This is a genomic window from Bacillus sp. AK124, assembly GCF_053903085.1.
The window spans coordinates 1,039,277-1,055,000 of sequence record NZ_CP096378.1 but is presented as its reverse complement, the minus strand read 5'-3'; the positions used below and the strand labels follow the sequence as shown (position 1 = coordinate 1,055,000).

The window sequence follows — 15,724 nt, the reverse complement described above, 5'->3', positions numbered from 1 at the left end:
CAGGCGGAGTGCTTAATGCGTTTGCTGCAGCACTAAAGGGCGGAAACCCTCTAACACTTAGCACTCATCGTTTACGGCGTGGACTACCAGGGTATCTAATCCTGTTCGCTCCCCACGCTTTCGCGCCTCAGCGTCAGTTACAGACCAGAGAGTCGCCTTCGCCACTGGTGTTCCTCCACATCTCTACGCATTTCACCGCTACACGTGGAATTCCACTCTCCTCTTCTGCACTCAAGTTCCCCAGTTTCCAATGACCCTCCCCGGTTGAGCCGGGGGCTTTCACATCAGACTTAAGAAACCGCCTGCGCGCGCTTTACGCCCAATAATTCCGGACAACGCTTGCCACCTACGTATTACCGCGGCTGCTGGCACGTAGTTAGCCGTGGCTTTCTGGTTAGGTACCGTCAAGGTACCGCCCTATTCGAACGGTACTTGTTCTTCCCTAACAACAGAGTTTTACGATCCGAAAACCTTCATCACTCACGCGGCGTTGCTCCGTCAGACTTTCGTCCATTGCGGAAGATTCCCTACTGCTGCCTCCCGTAGGAGTCTGGGCCGTGTCTCAGTCCCAGTGTGGCCGATCACCCTCTCAGGTCGGCTACGCATCGTCGCCTTGGTGAGCCGTTACCTCACCAACTAGCTAATGCGCCGCGGGTCCATCTGTAAGTGGTAGCTAAAAGCCACCTTTTATAATTGAACCATGCGGTTCAATCAAGCATCCGGTATTAGCCCCGGTTTCCCGGAGTTATCCCAGTCTTACAGGCAGGTTACCCACGTGTTACTCACCCGTCCGCCGCTAACATCAGGGAGCAAGCTCCCATCTGTCCGCTCGACTTGCATGTATTAGGCACGCCGCCAGCGTTCGTCCTGAGCCAGGATCAAACTCTCCATGAAATAATGGAGCGCAGATTAAGTTCGTCACATCCTGTGACAACATCTGCATGACCTGCATCGTGCAGGCCCCTGACTACGCACATTCGCATGTACGATTTATTTAATGAATTAACAGGTACGTTTTGTCTTGTTTAGTTTTCAAAGATCATTTCCGCCTCTCGAAGAAGCGACTTTACTAATATAACATTCTATCATCGTGAATGTCAACAACTTTTTTCAAAAGATTTTCGAAGTTGTTTTTATAAAGCCTCCTTTTTAGGGGCGGATACTAATATAACATCTATTTTCGTTTTGCACAATAGCTTTTTTAAAAAAATAATAATCAAATGATTTGGACTCAGATGATTCCTGATCATCTCGACCTCAGGCAGTTGACAGCATTTATTTCTTCTTACTGCTTTCTTCTATATAAAAGTATACAGCGGTCTTTAAAAATTGATTTGCTAAAGCTGCACATGGTCCAAAGCTTCGAGGATGACATTAAACTCTCCGTTATCAGCTTTTACTTGAATAAAAAGCTCCTCATTCCGGAGCTTTGTAACAGAATATATATTCTTCTCATTTTCATTCACGCTGGTTGGCGGATAAAGATTGTGCAGCCTACCTTTTCAGCTTGGCGGTCGAATGTCTGACAACCAGTTCAGGTTTGTAGACGGTGGAATGTTCAAGCTGATTCGTGTTGCGTCCCTCAACTTTGGCAATCATCCATTTTGCCGCCTCAATCCCCATCTGCATTTTCGGATGAGTGACTGACGTCAGCTTCACTTCAGATGCCTCGCTCAAATGTGAGTTGTCATATCCGACAATCGAAATGTCTTCCGGCACTTTCAAACCGAATTCCCTCACGACATCCAACACCAAAAGCGCTATCTCGTCATTATAGCAGAATATGGAAGTCGGACGGTCTGATGAAGAAAGCCGCTTCCTGGCTTCAGCTATCGTTTTTTGTTTTTTGTTCTCTGTTGTGTACGTCACGACCATTTCAGGGTAAAACGACAAGCCGTTTTCTCTGAAAGCACGGATAAATCCTTTCATCCGGTTGGCGCCCTGCATATCGTCCTGTTTAAAGAAACCGAACACTTTTTCATGGCCGAGTTTAATCAAATGCTCAGTGGCGATAAAGCCGCCGTGTTCATCATCCAAAATGAAATGGGGCGGATTTAGCTCCTGATAAAATTGGTTGATCATCAAATACGGAATATGATGTTGTTCAAGCGTCAGATAGTAACTTAAATTCGGGTTAAAGCTTCCTGTTTTCGTCGGCTCCACGATCAACCCAGCAATTTTTTTATCGAGCATATTCACAAGGCATTGTTTTTCTTTTTCAATGTCATTATTGGTGCTCGCGACGACAAGGGTGTATCCTTCGCTGGACAGTGACGATTCGATTCCTCTTATAATAGAAGGAAAAATGTAATCCGAAAGGTAAGTCGTAATAACCCCGATCATCTTATTTCTTTCCCTTCCTTTTTCAGAAAGCTGAAGACGGTGAGAGCAATACGTCCCTGAGCCCTGCTCTCTGTATAAAAGCCCTTCATGAACAAGGTCGCCAATCGCTTGCCGGATCGTGTGCCTGCTTACATCAAATATTTTCATCAATTCGTTTTCCGAATGAATTTTTTCCCCCGGCTTCACTTTTCCTTCATATATCCACGATTTAATTTTATTTTTCACCATGCTGTATTTTGTAGGTTCACTCATCAGATCAACCCTTTACTGATCTTGTACGTACGAATACGTTCTATTATAAAGGAAAAGATGTTTGCATTGCTACATATTGGAGAAATTAAGCAAAATTTTTCGAAAAATCAGCTTGTCGTCCGTTTCTTTTTTTAGTATAGTAGAATATAACTAAATAACTTGATGACCACAAGGGGAGCCTCGAGGCTGAGAGTGAACGACCGTTCTGACCCTTTGAACCTGTTAGTTAACGCTGGCGTAGGGATGTGGCAAAGTCATTTCTAATTGCATCCAAAGCAGTGCGTGGAAAACTTTCCTACTCCTTCCCCGCATTGCTTTTTTTATTGGGAAAGAAGTCCAGTATCCCTTTGTTCATCAAAAGTGAGGGTTATGATGAATCAATCTAAACAACTTGTACAGCTGATTGAAATTGCGTTTATGACAGGAATAGCACTTATACTTGATATGGTGTCCGGAATGTTTTTAAAAATGCCTCAAGGCGGTTCAATCGCCGTCATGATGATTCCGATCTTCCTGATTTCCTTTAGATGGGGGCTGAAGGCAGGGCTGGCAACCGGGTTTTTAGCCGGATTGCTTCAGTTTGTCACTGGAGGATTTTACGTTTATCATCCTCTGCAGCTTCTTCTTGATTATTTTATCGCGCCTACGGCCGCGGGTATCGGCGGCTTTTTTGCCGGATCGATCAGAAACGCTTCAATCGAGAAACAAAAAGGAAAGATCATTTTCTATGTTACGCTGGCCGTCTTTCTCGGAAGCGGACTGAAATTTCTCGCTCATGTCATCAGCGGCGCTGTCTTTTTTGGAAACTATGCGCCTGAAGGCACTCCGGTATGGATTTATTCCTTGGTATATAATGGAACATATATGCTTCCGTCTTTCATTGTCTGCACAATTGTCCTTTGTTTACTGCTGCTAACCGCGCCAAAACTCCTGGAAAACAGATCAGACATGAGATAGCATAAAAAAACAGCGGACTCGCCTGAGATTCCGCTGTTTTTTTATGATTTAATCAAATCTGCGACCAATATATACCGCTCCGGTGCTGAACCGATAAAGTCAAAAGGATAGCAGGTGGAAACCGTCAATGTTGCTCTCGGCTTTGGTACAATCACCGTCCGGTCATCCGCATCCACGATCCGCACCTTTTTCACTTTGTATGTAAAAGTTCCGTAGGAAGCTTCAACAATTAACTGATCGCCCTTCCCCACTCGGCCGAGTTTTCGGAAAACCGTATCCCGGTGGCCTGATAAAACCGAGTTGTCATCTTCTCCAGGCAGAACGGAACCAGCGAAATGGCCCACGCCTTTTTGCAGCTCGTCTTCATCTGTCCCGTGATATATAGGAATCCTTGCATTGATTTTCGGAATGACAAGATCACCGATTTTCTCCCCGGTTTTAAATGTTTGATCAATCACCGTTTTTTCTTTTTTCGCCGTCTGAATCGGAGGTTTTTCAGGCTTTTCTTCTTCTTTCATCTGCTGAAATGAAAAAAGAGCGTAGCCGTGCATTAACTTGAACACATTCGTTGTTGTAAAATAAGCGCCGCACACAACCATCACAATAGCTGCGAGCCAGATGATTTTTTTTCGATGTGCCTTAATTTCCTTTCACTCCTTATAAAAACTTCCCATTCTCTACATAATTAGAATGGGAAGTGACATGTTAAGCCGCTTTGCGAAGCCTTCTGATCATGAAGAATCCTCCAAACATCAGAACGGCGCCTAAGATCGACCATTCCGCGTAATGCCCGGCTGTCTTTGGAAGCTTTGCCCCTTTAACCGTCTTTTTCACATGAGATGGCTTTGAATCATGTTTGACAGCCGTTTGGGTTTGCTTCACTTTTGACCCTGTATCATGAATTAAATCAGATCCGATCATGTCAGGCGTCAGCAATACATCCAAAATGAAGTTGCCTTGCAGATCGTATACTTCCACCAGAAGGCTTGCTCCCTTCAGATCTTCCGCGCTGACAAGCGTTGTCAAAGACACTTCTTTTTTCTTTCCGTCTTTAACAAGATAGTATTTTGTTTTCACTTCAAGCGTCTTCTGAAGATCGTTTAAAATGGATAGCATTTCAGCGATATCCTGAGCTGAGAGCTCTGATACAGACTCGAAATCGGCTACCGCTTCAAGACGTTCTCCAAGAGCCATCAAATCATTTTCAAGGTTTGGATTTTTATCGCGCACCTTTCGGAGATGATTCACGAGCCTTTCCCACTCCTGATCATCCACACCCAATTCTTGAAACAGGTTCCCGATCTGAAAATCGTCTTCTTCATATGTCACAGTGAAAAGCGCATCGTCCAATTCGTATTCAAACATAAACACGTCGAGAATGTTTTGGCCGCTTTCCATATAGCCATTTTCAACAAAAAGGTCAGCCGCTTCTTTTTCGCTCAATCCGTATTCTTTTAAATAGGATGCCAAAAGTTGATTAGTCAGTCTTTCCCCTAAAAAATCTTTCAACTCTTCCACCGACTCAAAATCTTTTAAACTTTCATCATATGTATCCTGTAAATAAGCTTCCAATTCTTTTTCTGTCATTCCTATTTCTTCAAGATACTCTTGAAGCTCGGCCTGTTTCGGCGCGGCAAAAGCACCAGCTGCCGGCACTAAAACCAGGATGCAGACCAATAGTGACATCAGCCTTTTTTTCATTTCTTATGACCCCCTAAATTTATCTTTCATTTTGATTATAGTGGAAATATTTTTAAAAACATGTATTGTAATTGAAAATCTTTTCGTCTATAATATTTTGTTCTTTTTCCTGTTTAAACAGGCATAATCTTCCCCTCTATTGAATGTAATATAGTAAAGCGAATAGAGGAGGTATGCAAATGAACCCTTACTATATGATGCTCTTATGTTACGTCCTATCGATCATCCACTTTTTAATAGGCTACCGGGAAGCCCTGAAAATAAGCGGAGCTGACGGGCTGGTCAACGGAACCGCAATGATCTCCTGTATTCCGCTTGGCGCGGTTTTCGCTTTTTTCGCGCACTTTTTTTGGAAAATGACGATTTAATTTCAGAAATGAACTTTTCACCGGCGAACTTGCATTTCAGCGTTATTCACAGACGGCAGCAGTTTATGCTATGATTAATAGAACTTCAATTTACAAAAAATTCACAAAGATTGGAGGGAAGAGAATGGCCAAAGCCGTGGCTTCACAAGAAGTCGCCAATATGCTCAACGACTGGTACATACTGATGAAAAAAAGAGACATTTCAGGCTCAATCGAAATGAAAGATGACATAGATAAAGCAATTGAAAAAATGGAAGAAGATCATGACGTTCTACTCTATTATCAAATGCTCGATTTTCGCTTAAGGCTCCTTCTTGAAGATATCTCCCAATCTTCCACCGAAAAATTGGAGGCCATCAGTTTTCAAGACAAAGATCCAAAAAGTACGGACGACAAGCTGAATTATTATTTTTACCTGTTTAAAGGGATTTATGAGGACTACAAGCAAAACCATACAGAAGCGCTCAATTTTTTCAGAATAGCGGAAAAAAGACTGAGCGTCATTCAAAATGAAATTGAAAAAGCTGAATTTCATTATAAAATCGGTGTTTTGTATTACAACTTAAAAGCGACATGGCTGTCGATTCATCACATCAACATTGCCTCCGGCATCTTTCAAGGGTATGACGGGTATGCCAAGCGGGTCATCAACTGCAAAATGCTGATCGGGCTCAATTATATTGACCAATTTAAGTTCTCCGAAAGTGAAGTATTATTAAAAGAAGCGATCGAAAAAACCGAAAAAATCGGCGACCAATTCCTTTTACCGTGTACCTACTATAATATGGGCTTTTTGAAGAGTAAGGAAGACAAGCAGGAGGAAGCGCTAAAGTATTACAATAAAGCTTTTGCAATCAAAGATTTTGAAACGAAAGCCAAGTATGCTTACCTTCTTTGCGTTTATGAAAACACAAGGTCTCTTTTCAAAACCAACGCACACAAACAAGCATTTAAATGGATCGAAGTGGGCTTTAAAAAATCCCGGGAAATGAACAGCGAAATTTTCGAATTGAAATTCAAAATTTTATATACATTATATTCTGATACACAGAATAAACTGGAAATAATCAAGGACTATGTTCACCAGTTAGAAAATGAAAAAGCCTGGGTAGATTTGGAGGAATTATTGATGGATGTAGCGAATTACTACAGGCGAGAAAAGTTATATGAAGAAGCCATATACTTTTACATTAAAACAGACAAGGCGAGCAAGCTCGCTGGAAGAGGAGGAGAATAAAATGAAAAAAGTATTATTAACAGCAGTTGTATTAGGCGCAGTTATCAGCTTTTCATTCGTAAACCATGCACCGGAAGCGGCTTCTCAAGGAGATCAGGTACTTCTGGCATCCCGGGGATCAGGAGCATAAAATATTTAAAAAAATACCCATTCAGACATCTTCTGAATGGGTATTTTGCACTTTATATTCATATTCAGGAGGGATCGATATGGGAAAGAAAGTACTGCTGACAGGTTTTGACCCCTTCGGGGAAGAAACGGTCAATCCGTCTTGGGAAGCTGTAAAACGGCTGAACGGAGAAAAAGTCGAAGGCGTCTCTATCGTGGCGGAGCAGATCCCGACCGTTTTTCATCATTCAGCGGCCGTTTTGGAAAAAGCGATCGAAAAGCACCATCCCGATATCGTCATTTGTGTAGGACAAGCAGGCGGCCGGGCTCACATTACTCCAGAACGCATCGCAATCAACATCGATGACGCCCGCATTCCGGATAATGAAAAACGGGAACCGATCGATGAACCGATCGCGGCAGACGGGCCTGCAGCTTACTGGTCCGCGCTTCCTATCAAACTCGTTGTGAAAGAGTTGAGAAAAAACGGAATCCCGGCCTCCGTCTCTAATTCAGCTGGAACATTCGTATGCAACCATCTTTTTTACCAGTTAATGCACCGTATAGACCGCACCTCGGCAAACATCCGCGGAGGGTTCATCCACATTCCGTATCTCCCCGAACAAACAGTCGATAAGCACGAGCCGAGCCTCAGCCTTGAAACGATCGTCGAAGGGCTGAGGCTAGCCGCCGTCGTCTCTGCCCTTCACGAAAAAGACATTCGCGAAACCGGAGGCTCGCTCAGCTGAAACCGAAGCCGCCTCAAGGCGGCTCTCCGGATTCGCACACTTCCGGATTCTTGTACATCCCTGTGTGTTTTTCTTTTAAAAAAGTAAACACTATAAGAAAAACAGATAAAAGGGTGAACACGGATGCAGAAATCTTATGCCGTTTTCGGGCTCGGTCAGTTCGGCGGCAGTCTTGTCAAAGCCTTCCACGCAAAAGGGGCTGAAGTTTTAGGCATCGACAAATCCGAAGAAAAAGTAAACGAATATTCTGCTTATGCAACCTACACCATTTGCGCCAATGCCGTTGATGAAAATACATTGAAACAAATCGGAATACGCAACATCGATCACGCCTTTGTATCATTCGGCGATGACATTGAAGCAAGCATTCTGACTTCGCTTTTGCTGATTGAAATGGGCGTTCCCAAAGTATGGACGAAAGCGCAAAATGACTATCACCAAAAGGTTCTCCATAAAATCGGCGTCCATCGTATCATTCATCCCGAAAAAGATATGGCCAAGCGGATAGCCAGCCATATCACCTCGGAAAAGATGATCGATTTTGTTGAGCTGTCGCCAAATTACAGCATCGTCGAAATTGTGGCAACAAAAAAGCTGGACAAAAGAAGCCTGGGGGATATCGATGTACGCGCCAACTTCGGCTGCAACATCGTCGGCATAAAAAGAGACGGGCATTTCATCATCGCACCGAGCGCTGATGACTTGATATACGAAAACGATATTTTGATTGTGATCGGGCAAAACAAAGATATTGAGACCTTTGAAAAAAAGGGCGATTAACCGTGAAGTTTAAACAGATTCAATTAAGCCCGTCCCAACTGCTCGTGCTGGTGTTTTTATTTTTCATCATATTAGGAACTCTTTTATTGAAGACCCCGGCAGCGACGTCTAAACCCATAGGCTGGATTGATACGCTTTTTACATCGACATCGGCGATGACTGTTACCGGCCTAGCCGTCGTTGATACAGGCACGGATTATACGTTGTTCGGTCAGCTCATGATCCTCGTTCTCATCCAGATCGGGGGACTCGGCATCATGTCATTTGCAGTGCTCATTTTTATCATGCTCGGGAAAAAAATCGGCCTGAAAGAACGGCTGTTGATTCAACAGTCTCTCAATCAAACTTCTTTAGGCGGGATCATTAAGCTCATCAAGAGTTTGATTATTTACTCCTTCGCAATTGAAATGCTGGCCATGCTGATACTGGCTGTCAAATGGGTTCCTGAATACGGTTTCGCACGCGGTGTCTACTACAGCCTGTTCCACGCGGTTTCCGCCTTTAACAATGCGGGATTTTCCATTTGGCCGGACAGTTTAATACGGTATAAAAGCGATCCGCTCGTCAACTTGGTGATCAGTTTTTTGTTTATCATCGGCGGGATAGGGTTTACCGTATTGTCTGATCTATGGCATAAGCGGAGCTTGAAAAGTTAAGCCTTCATTCGAAATTGATACGTTTATCATCAATTTGTCAGCCATGATCTTTATTTTTCTGCTGGAGTATCAAAATCAAAAAACGCTCGGCATGCTTCCGCCAGCTGAAAAACTTTGGGGCGCCTATTTTCAGGCCGTGACCCCGCGAACAGCCGGGTTTAACACGACAGATATCGGAAGCCTGCACGAAAGCACGATCACACTTTTGCTCCTTCTTATGTTTGTCGGAGCGGGGAGCGCATCCACCGGCGGAGGAATCAAGCTGACGACGTTTCTTGTCATTCTCCTGTCGGTTATCACTTTTTTAAAAGGCAAAAAACATATTTCGATAGCAAAAAAAACGCTGAAAGACCAATTGATCATTCGTTCGCTCGCTATTTCGACTATCAGTGTGCTGTTGATTTTAGCGGCTGTCTTTATTTTAAATATGACAGAACCTAAGCCGTTTTTGGCGATTTTGTTTGAAGTCGTATCAGCCTTCGGCACGGTCGGCCTGTCAATGGGGATTACGGCTGACCTGACCCCTGTCGGAAAGATACTGATTATTTTCATTATGTTTCTCGGAAAACTCGGACCGCTCACATTGGCGTTTTCCCTGGCCAGACCTGAACAGGAAAACATCCGCTATTCAAGCGAAGATATTTTGACCGGATAAGGTGCAAACTTTAAAGCGCCTTATGTGTTTTCCCTTTCACGGACGGGACGGTGTTTTTCCTCATGCTTTGCGAGGCCATGAACAAGATAATACCTGAAAAAATGACCGCTCCGCCGATCACCTGCGTCATCATGACGGATTCGTCTAAAATCCAATACGCCAGCGCAACCGCTCCGACAGGTTCAAATAAAATCGCCACAGAAATCATATTTGTGCTCAGCCATTTCAGCACCCAGTTAAACAGCGAGTGCCCGAGCAAAGTCGGAATGACGGCAAGCAGAAAGAAATACCCCCAATCTGACGCAGGATAAGAAAAAAAGGCGGCGCCCGAAAACAGACAGTACAGGCATAAAGTGATGGCGCTGATTCCATACACAATAAACGTGTAAACGGTCAAACTGTGGCGTTTTCTGACATGCTGGCCAAACAGCAAATATGCCGTCACAAGCGCACACGCCAATAGTGCAAGAATGTCGCCGTAGAGCGCCTGGCCGCTTACTTTGAAATCCCCCCAGCTGATGTACGCGCTTCCGCCGATCGCGAGAAGCGCACTGATGATTCCAGCGAACGACACTCTTTCTTTAAATAAAAAGTATGTACCGATAAAAGAAAAAATCGGCTGCAGCGTCACAAGAACAACCGAGCTCGCCACTGAGGTGTATTCAAGCGAACGAAACCATAAAATAAAATGAAATGCCAAAAAGAACCCCGCTGCCGCTGAAAACAGCCAGTCCTTTTTCGAAAAACTCAAGACTTCTTTTCTTTTTCCCCAGAAAAAAGGAAAGATCAGCAAAGCGGAAAAAAAGAGACGATAAAAAGCGATGATTCCAGCGTCAGCCGTTGACAGTCTGACAAAGATGGCGGAGGAAGACACAGCCAGCACCCCGACCACTAATGCGATATACGGGTACAATGTTGTTCTCAAATAAATCCTTCCTTCTATTCATTTTTCTTAAGCATATCCGATGGCGATGCGAAAATCGAGTGTTTTTTGGTTATTTTACCAGCCTGCGATATGGTACAGTAAAAACAGGAGGGGATATGATGAGCATTTTTAATGAAGCGAGAAAAGAACTTTGGAGCGAGATTCAAGGCCTGTCAGACGAAACGCTGAATAAAAGGCCCTCGGAGGACGAATGGAGCATTCAAGAAGTGATCGACCACCTGAAAAAAATCGACCTGATGGCACTTCAAATCCTAAAGGAACAAATCAAACATGCACCGGTCAAAACAATCGAAGATAAACCGGTGCATCAGTCGGAAGACAGAAGCTCCAAACGAAAGGCGCCCCCATATGCAGAGCCTGAAAGAAAAACGGCGGATGCTTTAACCCTCAAAGCTGAGCTCGACAATGTCAGAACACAATTAACTTCAGTCATCGCCGCCTTTCATGATGAAGATTTTCAAAGGGTGCTGCCGCATCCGGTTTTCGAAGAGCTTACGGTCAGACAGTGGCTCGACTTCATCGGCCATCATGAAAGAAGACATATTAAACAGATCAAGGAAATCAAACAGAAACTATTATAATACACGGAAAGCCCCGGCTTTAGAGGCCCGGGGCTTTTCATCCGCTCAGGCAAACGACCTGGCGTCTTTCGTGGCAGCAGGCGAATACGCCCACACTTCTGCCTGGTCGCCTTGATGGATCAAGCCGGGGCGTTCGACGACGCAGACGATTCCCCTTCTTCCGATCGCATGGCGCACAAAGCGCGAAGCAAGCTTCAGTTTGTCGGGAAACTGCTCCTGAATGACTTCTCCGGGCTGAATGCACGGCTCGTTCTCACCCTCGCTCAACAGAGAGGCGCCGCTTGGAAAAACGATTCTGCTTCCTTCTCTTAATGAAGTTAAATCAGGCAGTCCGCTTAATGCGATATTAGCCCCGAGCCATTCCGGAAGGACCGCAGGAACGTTCAGCCGTCCGGCAATCTCAAGACACTCTTCGACCGAGACAATTGAAATCTGCCTCCTGTTGAAAATCTCCGTCCCTCTTTTATACATCGGCTCCCTTGCTCCCGCTTTTTTCGTCAGTCCAAAATGCAGATCACCCGGTATTCCCCCATAATCAATCACAATCTTTTCTTGTTTCTCTGTCACAAATGACGGTGTGTCCGCTATGTATACGTTCTCTGCAACAGCCGTGTGCTTTTTCCACATTCAACCCATCCCCTTTTTTCAAGATGTGATTTATTTTACAATGTATCCCTTTTTTTCTCAAATTGAGAAAGCCCGCTGTGCGTTCACACAGCGGGATTCATGCATTTCTTTATACAGTTTTCGGGGTTAGATTAAAGCAGCGTTTGTAAATCCAATTGTACGCTTTTTCGTTCAGGTCTCTCGGGTTTCCGACCGTTTGCGGATCTTTCATCGCTTCTTTTGAAAGGCGGTCGATCATGTCAGGTGATACGCCTTGCTCTTCAAGACTAGGAATCTCCAAGTCTTCCACAAGCTGATACATCCAGTTCACTGCAGCTTTAGCCGCTTCCACTGTAGACATGCCGCTTGTGTCAATGCCGAACGCTTTTGCAATGCGGGCAAATTTTTCAGGGTAGCCTTTCCAGTTGTATTCCATTACAGGACCCATCATCGCCGCCACACATTGGCCGTGCGCGACAGGAATGATTCCTCCGAGCGTCTGGCTCATCGCGTGAGCAGCGCCTGCAGATTCGCTTCCGTAAGAAAGGCCTGCAAGCATAGCCGCCTGCGCCATGCCGTATCTCGCTTCAAGATCTTCCCCATCGGCAAACGCTCTGCGGATGTAATGTGCGCCGTATTCGATGGCAAGAAGGGCCACCGCGTCAGTTATCGGCTGAGCAAATTTCATCGTATAGCACTCGATGGCGTGAGCCAAAGCGTCAACGCCGGTCATCGCTGTGACGTGCGGAGGCATTGATACATGCAATTCAGGATCGATAACTGTCAAGTGAGCAGCAATCAGCGGGCCGCCCGTATTGAATTTAAATTCACGCTCTTCATCTGTGATAACCGCCCATTGTGTAACTTCTGAGCCGGTTCCGGCAGTCGTCGGGATCGTTGTAAGCGGAGGAATCCGGTTTTCAAGAGGCTTCTTTCCTTCTGCCGCTTCATAGTCAAGAACCGAGCCTTCATGAGTGGCTTCGACTCCGATCGCTTTCGCCGTATCCATTGAGCTTCCGCCGCCGACTGCTACAAGGCCGTCGCAGTTTTCTTCAGCATACAGTTTGGAACCTTCAGCGACAAGACGGACAGGCGGATTCGGCTCGACTTTATTAAAGACGACAACTTCAACGCCTGCTTCCTGAAGGGATTCAACGACCGGGTTTGTTACACCTGCTTTGTAGATGCCGGGGTCTGTGACAAGCAGCGCTTTTGAAACGCCAAGTTTTTTCACTTCTTCGCCCACATGTTTAACGGCTCCGATTCCGTGCTTAATGACGGTCGGGATTTCAAACGTGTGGAATTTGTTCATCGCTTCTACTTTCATATTTAAAGTCATGAATCATTTCCTCCTTCTTATGCTTTAAACCAATTGACAGCCGCCGGTTTCGTATTGCGGTAGACGTGCTTCACTTCCGTGTATTCTTCAAGGCCCATGCGGCCAAGCTCGCGGCCGATGCCTGACTGCTTGTAACCTCCCCAAGGCGCTTGTGCGAAATACGGGTGGAAATCATTGATCCAGACGGTTCCCATGCGCAGTTTGGAAGCGACGCATTCCGCTTTTTCGATGTCTTTTGACCAAACGGCGCCGGCAAGGCCGTAAATCGTATCGTTTGCAAGTGAGACCACTTCTTCTTCTGTTTTGAATGATTCAACTGTTAATACAGGACCGAATACTTCTTCCTGAACGATTCTCATATCTGATGTACAGCCCGAGAAGATCGTCGGCAGATAGAAGAATCCATTTGCAAGTTCAGGGTCCTCCGGACGCTTTCCGCCTGTTTCCAGCTTGGCGCCTTCTTGCAGGCCGATTTCCACATATTTTTCAACTTTGCTGCGGTGTTCAGCTGAAATGAGCGGACCGCTCTGTGTCTCCTCGTGGAATCCGTTGCCGAGCTTGATTTTTTTCGCACGTTTGACAAGCTCTGCGACAAACTCGTCATGAATGGATTCTTCAACGAGAAGACGAGCACCCGCGGAGCAAACCTGTCCTGCGTGGAAGAATACTGCATTCAGCGCCTGGTCAACCGCTACGTCAAAATCTGCGTCTTTAAACACAATATTCGGATTTTTTCCGCCAAGCTCAAGCGCAATTTTTTTCACATTCGTACTTGCAGCCTGCATGATTTTCTTTCCGGTTTCAATTCCGCCGGTGAAGGAAATTAAGTCGACGTCTGTATTTCTGGCAAGTTCATCGCCGACAGTGGCTCCGGGGCCGAGAACAAGGTTGGCAACCCCTTTAGGCACACCGGCTTCTTCCATCAGCTTGAAGATCTTAATGGTTGTCAGCGGTGTGATTTCACTTGGTTTGACAACGATCGTGTTGCCCGCTGCCAAAGCCGGAGCGATTTTCCAGCTAGCCTGCAGAAGCGGATAGTTCCATGGTGTGATCTGCCCGCAGACACCGACCGGCTCCCTGACAATTTCGCTTTTAGAATCGGGAATCGGTGAAGAAATGACTTCTCCGCCATCTTTATCCGCAAGCCCTGCATAATATTGAAATACGTTTGCAATATCATCCATATCGGCTCTGCTTTCTTCAAGCGTCTTGCCGGTGTCAAGCGATTCAAGCTCTGCCAGCTCTTCGTGGTCGCGTCTGATCAGTTCGGCGATCTTTAATACGATGTTGCCTCGTTCAAGACCCGGCGTATTCGCCCACTCGCCGTCGTCAAAGGCGCGGCGCGCTGCGGCAATCGCCCGAACAGCGTCTTCTCTGTCTCCTTCACTGACGGTTTCAATATGCTCTTGATTGTAAGGGTTGATAATTTGGCGGGTTTCGCCTTTTTTGGCGCCCACCCACTTTCCGTCAATGAAAAGTGTTTGACTCATAAAAGCAGCCTCCTCATTACGCAAAGTTTGTTAAATAAAAATTTAACGTTTTGAACACTTTGAATTTATCATGTGCCATTTTTTGTGTCAAAGAAAATCAGGCTGATTATTTTTTTGAATTTTATATGAACGCAGTACTCACACGGGCTGAGGCCATTTGAAAAAAAATTTTGATTTTGACATTTGAATTTCTTTCGTTAAGATAAAGAACATACAGAAATAACTTAACAAACTTAACGCGGATTTCAGATTAATCCCCGTTTTTCCGGGGCATTGAATCTGCAATGCTGATGTTCCGCTCCTGTGAAAGGAGGCAAGTAATGGACAATCCCCGTGATCTTTCAGCAAAAGAAGCGATCGCACAGGCAAAAGATCTTGTCATTGATTCAATCGCAGAAACGATGGATCTGTACGGCATTACCCGGAGTGCGGGTATTTTGTACGGAACCATGTACCTTTCGGATGAAATGACACTGGACGAAATGCGGGAAGAACTGCAAATGAGCAAGCCCAGCATGAGCACAAGCGTAAAAAAACTCCAAGACTTAAACGTCGTCAAAAAGACATTCCATAGAGGAAGAAGAAAACACAGCTTTGTTGCTGAAAAGGATTTCTTCAAATTTTTCACAAGCTTTTTCCCGCAAAAATGGGAAAGGGAAGTCAAAGTGAATCTCATGGCCATTCAAGACGCTCAAAAAGCATTGGAGGACATCGTCGAAAGCGATGGGCTTGACGAAAGTATAAAAGAAGAAGCGAGAACTCTTTATGACCAGTTGGAACAGTCAAAACCGTATTATGACTGGCTGCTGAGACTCGCGAAATCTGTCCAGTCCGGAGAGATTTTTGAGTTTATACCGATTGATAACAAGGAATAAAAAGGTTTTATCCGCTCTGAAGTCAGCAGTTTGCATACTTCCCAGAGTGGCGCAAAACCTTTTTTCACATTTTAATTTCAA

At 45.1% G+C, this 15,724-nt stretch carries 15 protein-coding genes, 1 rRNA gene, 1 pseudogene and 1 riboswitch (1 of these 18 only partly in view); of the genes and pseudogenes, 9 read left to right on the top strand and 8 right to left on the bottom strand.

Annotated elements, in window-relative coordinates:
• Both M1E06_RS05230 and M1E06_RS05225 read right to left on the bottom strand, forming a co-directional pair.
• Window positions 1-894 (bottom strand): 16S ribosomal RNA (locus tag M1E06_RS05230); it reaches 656 nt to the left of the window's first position.
• 600 nt (window positions 895-1,494) lie between these two features.
• Window positions 1,495-2,595: a GntR family transcriptional regulator gene (locus tag M1E06_RS05225; protein ID WP_216904476.1), complete on the bottom strand. Its 1,101-nt coding sequence runs from the start codon at window positions 2,593-2,595 to the stop codon at window positions 1,495-1,497.
• Window positions 2,596-2,756: 161 nt separating this feature from the next.
• A riboswitch (TPP riboswitch) is annotated at window positions 2,757-2,856 on the top strand.
• Between the two features lie 111 nt (window positions 2,857-2,967).
• On the opposite strand from M1E06_RS05225, the gene thiT reads away from it, so the two are divergent.
• Window positions 2,968-3,552 (top strand): energy-coupled thiamine transporter ThiT, encoded by a 585-nt coding sequence (thiT, locus tag M1E06_RS05220; RefSeq protein ID WP_101561540.1) that lies wholly within the window; start codon window positions 2,968-2,970, stop codon window positions 3,550-3,552.
• 41 nt (window positions 3,553-3,593) lie between these two features.
• On the opposite strand, the gene M1E06_RS05215 is transcribed toward thiT, so the two are convergent.
• Both M1E06_RS05215 and M1E06_RS05210 read right to left on the bottom strand, forming a co-directional pair.
• A complete protein-coding gene (locus tag M1E06_RS05215; protein ID WP_023856005.1) occupies window positions 3,594-4,151 on the bottom strand; it encodes a class D sortase in 558 nt (185 codons plus the stop codon).
• Between the two features lie 106 nt (window positions 4,152-4,257).
• A complete protein-coding gene (locus M1E06_RS05210) occupies window positions 4,258-5,253 on the bottom strand; it encodes a processed acidic surface protein (protein WP_020452707.1) in 996 nt (331 codons plus the stop codon).
• Window positions 5,254-5,432: 179 nt separating this feature from the next.
• On the opposite strand from M1E06_RS05210, the gene M1E06_RS05205 reads away from it, so the two are divergent.
• From M1E06_RS05205 to M1E06_RS05180, 6 genes and pseudogenes are all read left to right on the top strand, one after another.
• Entirely contained in the window at window positions 5,433-5,621 is a 189-nt protein-coding gene (locus M1E06_RS05205) for a hypothetical protein (protein ID WP_003184678.1), read from the top strand.
• A gap of 124 nt (window positions 5,622-5,745) precedes the next feature.
• A complete protein-coding gene (locus M1E06_RS05200; protein ID WP_020452708.1) occupies window positions 5,746-6,858 on the top strand; it encodes a response regulator aspartate phosphatase in 1,113 nt (370 codons plus the stop codon).
• Window position 6,859: 1 nt separating this feature from the next.
• The gene (locus tag M1E06_RS05195; protein WP_023856006.1) at window positions 6,860-6,988 is read left to right on the top strand and encodes a hypothetical protein; all 129 of its coding nucleotides are present in this window, start codon (window positions 6,860-6,862) and stop codon (window positions 6,986-6,988) included.
• Window positions 6,989-7,067: 79 nt separating this feature from the next.
• Window positions 7,068-7,715 carry a pyroglutamyl-peptidase I gene (pcp, locus tag M1E06_RS05190; protein WP_143261206.1) on the top strand — a complete coding sequence of 216 codons (648 nt, stop codon included), beginning with the start codon at window positions 7,068-7,070 and terminating at the stop codon, window positions 7,713-7,715.
• A 123-nt stretch (window positions 7,716-7,838) separates the two neighbouring features.
• On the top strand, window positions 7,839-8,495 hold the full coding sequence (locus M1E06_RS05185; RefSeq protein WP_020452710.1) for a potassium channel family protein: 657 nt from the start codon (window positions 7,839-7,841) through the stop codon (window positions 8,493-8,495).
• Between the two features lie 2 nt (window positions 8,496-8,497).
• A pseudogene (locus M1E06_RS05180) lies at window positions 8,498-9,806 on the top strand (TrkH family potassium uptake protein).
• A gap of 10 nt (window positions 9,807-9,816) precedes the next feature.
• On the opposite strand, the gene M1E06_RS05175 reads toward M1E06_RS05180, so the two are convergent.
• Window positions 9,817-10,731 (bottom strand): DMT family transporter, encoded by a 915-nt coding sequence (locus tag M1E06_RS05175; RefSeq protein WP_020452711.1) that lies wholly within the window; start codon window positions 10,729-10,731, stop codon window positions 9,817-9,819.
• Between the two features lie 116 nt (window positions 10,732-10,847).
• On the opposite strand from M1E06_RS05175, the gene M1E06_RS05170 reads away from it, so the two are divergent.
• Window positions 10,848-11,333, top strand: coding sequence for a DinB family protein (locus tag M1E06_RS05170; protein WP_033155020.1), 486 nt, complete (start codon window positions 10,848-10,850; stop codon window positions 11,331-11,333).
• Between the two features lie 45 nt (window positions 11,334-11,378).
• Here M1E06_RS05170 and M1E06_RS05165 read toward each other — a convergent pair whose 3' ends face one another.
• The 3 genes from M1E06_RS05165 to betB form a co-directional block, all read right to left on the bottom strand.
• Complete coding sequence (locus tag M1E06_RS05165; protein ID WP_145608210.1) at window positions 11,379-11,960, bottom strand: MOSC domain-containing protein; 582 nt, start codon at window positions 11,958-11,960, stop codon at window positions 11,379-11,381.
• Window positions 11,961-12,069: 109 nt separating this feature from the next.
• On the bottom strand, window positions 12,070-13,278 hold the full coding sequence (locus tag M1E06_RS05160) for an iron-containing alcohol dehydrogenase (protein ID WP_020452714.1): 1,209 nt from the start codon (window positions 13,276-13,278) through the stop codon (window positions 12,070-12,072).
• Between the two features lie 17 nt (window positions 13,279-13,295).
• Complete coding sequence (gene betB, locus M1E06_RS05155; RefSeq protein ID WP_216904474.1) at window positions 13,296-14,768, bottom strand: betaine-aldehyde dehydrogenase; 1,473 nt, start codon at window positions 14,766-14,768, stop codon at window positions 13,296-13,298.
• Between the two features lie 320 nt (window positions 14,769-15,088).
• On the opposite strand from betB, the gene cudC reads away from it, so the two are divergent.
• Complete coding sequence (gene cudC / locus M1E06_RS05150; RefSeq protein WP_023856013.1) at window positions 15,089-15,643, top strand: choline uptake/conversion transcriptional regulator CudC; 555 nt, start codon at window positions 15,089-15,091, stop codon at window positions 15,641-15,643.
• The last annotated feature ends 81 nt before the right edge of the window (window positions 15,644-15,724 follow it).

Excerpts from the sequence above, each read along its gene's own strand:
- M1E06_RS05225 (WP_216904476.1), bottom strand. The coding sequence starts at position 2,595 with ATGAGTGAACCTACAAAATACAGCATGGTGAAAAATAAAATTAAATCG.
- thiT (WP_101561540.1), top strand. The coding sequence starts at position 2,968 with ATGAATCAATCTAAACAACTTGTACAGCTGATTGAAATTGCGTTTATG.
- M1E06_RS05215 (WP_023856005.1), bottom strand. The coding sequence starts at position 4,151 with ATGGTTGTGTGCGGCGCTTATTTTACAACAACGAATGTGTTCAAGTTA.
- M1E06_RS05210 (WP_020452707.1), bottom strand. The coding sequence starts at position 5,253 with ATGAAAAAAAGGCTGATGTCACTATTGGTCTGCATCCTGGTTTTAGTG.
- M1E06_RS05205 (WP_003184678.1), top strand. The coding sequence starts at position 5,433 with ATGAACCCTTACTATATGATGCTCTTATGTTACGTCCTATCGATCATC.
- M1E06_RS05200 (WP_020452708.1), top strand. The coding sequence starts at position 5,746 with ATGGCCAAAGCCGTGGCTTCACAAGAAGTCGCCAATATGCTCAACGAC.
- M1E06_RS05195 (WP_023856006.1), top strand. The coding sequence starts at position 6,860 with ATGAAAAAAGTATTATTAACAGCAGTTGTATTAGGCGCAGTTATCAGC.
- pcp (WP_143261206.1), top strand. The coding sequence starts at position 7,068 with ATGGGAAAGAAAGTACTGCTGACAGGTTTTGACCCCTTCGGGGAAGAA.
- M1E06_RS05185 (WP_020452710.1), top strand. The coding sequence starts at position 7,839 with ATGCAGAAATCTTATGCCGTTTTCGGGCTCGGTCAGTTCGGCGGCAGT.
- M1E06_RS05170 (WP_033155020.1), top strand. The coding sequence starts at position 10,848 with ATGATGAGCATTTTTAATGAAGCGAGAAAAGAACTTTGGAGCGAGATT.
- M1E06_RS05165 (WP_145608210.1), bottom strand. The coding sequence starts at position 11,960 with ATGTGGAAAAAGCACACGGCTGTTGCAGAGAACGTATACATAGCGGAC.
- M1E06_RS05160 (WP_020452714.1), bottom strand. The coding sequence starts at position 13,278 with ATGACTTTAAATATGAAAGTAGAAGCGATGAACAAATTCCACACGTTT.
- betB (WP_216904474.1), bottom strand. The coding sequence starts at position 14,768 with ATGAGTCAAACACTTTTCATTGACGGAAAGTGGGTGGGCGCCAAAAAA.
- cudC (WP_023856013.1), top strand. The coding sequence starts at position 15,089 with ATGGACAATCCCCGTGATCTTTCAGCAAAAGAAGCGATCGCACAGGCA.